The organism is Ferruginibacter sp. HRS2-29 (genome assembly GCF_024343615.1).
Taxonomy (GTDB): Bacteria; Bacteroidota; Bacteroidia; order Chitinophagales; family Chitinophagaceae; genus Ferruginibacter.
The window spans coordinates 1-1946 of record NZ_RJUB01000078.1 but is presented as its reverse complement, the minus strand read 5'-3'; the positions used below and the strand labels follow the sequence as shown (position 1 = coordinate 1946).

Below are 1946 nucleotides of genomic sequence, written 5' to 3'. Positions count from 1 at the left end.
TACAAAGGCGTGAATGGAAATGATAATAGTTTCTCAGCAACGCCATTGCAGGATTACCGGGAGGCAATAACCTACGATGCAAATGGTAATATCAAGACCTACAAACGCAACGGTTTTGCGAATGGTGGATTAGCCATGGATAACCTGTACTATCAATACGAAAAAGGTACGGATGGCCGCATTACCAGCAATAAACTACGCTATGTGCACGACCAGGTGCCAAAAGATAAGTATACTGAAGATATAGATAGCCACTTACCGGAGAATACTCCGCTTTCTACAGCAGAAAACGATAAGAACCCGCTTGGTGTAAATGATAACTACGCGTATGACGCCATCGGTAATCTTATAAAAGATACCAAAGAAGGCATCACCAACATCGAATGGAATGTGTACGGCAAAATAGAACGTATACAAAAATCGAAGACGGAAGGTACGCTTACCACACAAACAGATATTACCTATACATACGATGTATCCGGGAACCGCATCAGTAAAAAAGTAGGTACTACAAAACTGGTAGGTTCGGCCGAAAGTTATAAAGCTGTCACCACTTTCTATGTACGCGATGCGTCGGGCAATGTGATGAGTGTATACCAGACCGGCGAAACACCCGAAGGAGGTGCACTCAACAGTAACCTGCTTTGCCAGACCGAAGTACACCTTTACGGCAGCAGCAGGCTGGGTATACTCAATACAAAAGTAGATGTAGGCATCGAGAGCCGCACATTCCTGGCAATGACCGGTACCACCCTCGATCGCGGCGAATTGTTTACCTTTGAAAGAGGCGCTACGTTCTTTGAATTGACCAACCACCTGGGCAACGTGCTCGTTACCATCACCGACAAGCGCCTGGAAAGGACCGGCGTTCACGATGGCAACACGATAGTTGAATACTACAGCCCGGATGTAGTAACGGCCAACGATTACTATCCTTTCGGGATGCTAATGCCAGGAAGGAAATTTGATGGGGGAAGTGGGTATAGGTATGGGTTTAATGGGAAGGAGTTGGATAAGGATGGATTTTCTACTACAACATATGATTATGGATTTAGAATTTATAGTCCTGGCCTCGGCCGTTTCTTAAGTGTTGATCCATTGTTTAAATCTTATCCTTGGTACACCCCCTACCAGTTTGCTGGAAATAAGCCGATATCCTGCATCGATTTGGACGGATTAGAAGAGAAGGATAAAATTGGAAATTTAGATTTTGATATTGATAATTCTGGAAACGTGTGGGTTGGTAGTGTAACAACTGCATTTGTAGGTAAACAAAAAGAAGCGTTAAAACTTGATGAAACAAATCCGTCAAAATTAGCAGTCCTTCAACAAACTTCCTACAATGAAGTTTTTGCAAAAGTATCTGAAATTATATTAAGACATTTTGATCCAAATACAAGATGGGATTGGAGAGGGGATTATCTGGAAAAAATTGAAGCTGACCTGTCATCTCCTGAAGTACTCGAAAGTTATGAAGTCTCTGTCTATAATAGTTACACCGATTATTGCACACCAGGGCAATTAGTGACTTCTGGAACTACTATTAGCAGAGACTTAAAATCTATTGCGAGTTTTTTAATATATCAATATACAGTAGATTGGGTGCATAACGGAGGTGTAAATAAACAAGCGATAGATAAAGAAACCGATCCTAACAGGAAAATGATGCTCTTTGAGAAAATGGCAGCGGATAACCACACTGCAATTTTTAATTTTTTATTTGCGGCATTTTATTTTGCACCTGAAGGTGGTAATTCTCCATCTTTAGGGAGGGTTAGTGGTGTAAGGAATTTTTTTAATTCAAGTAAAACAAGTTCTATATCTGAACTAGTTGCTGCAGGGAATGCAATAGATAGGGCTGAATTAACTTTCGCCGGAAGAGCCCTCCAAAAACATGGAAATAGAGAAGGTAGCCTTTTTCCAAGGGTAAAAGGGACGGCTAAACA

Annotated in this window: 1 protein-coding gene; it reads left to right on the top strand. The window is 41.5% G+C overall.

Annotation, left to right across the window (positions count from 1 at the left end; all coding sequences use genetic code 11):
- Positions 1–1946, top strand: a 1946-nt coding sequence (locus tag EGI32_RS11030) for an RHS repeat domain-containing protein (protein WP_255155429.1), incomplete at both ends; no start/stop codon positions are given.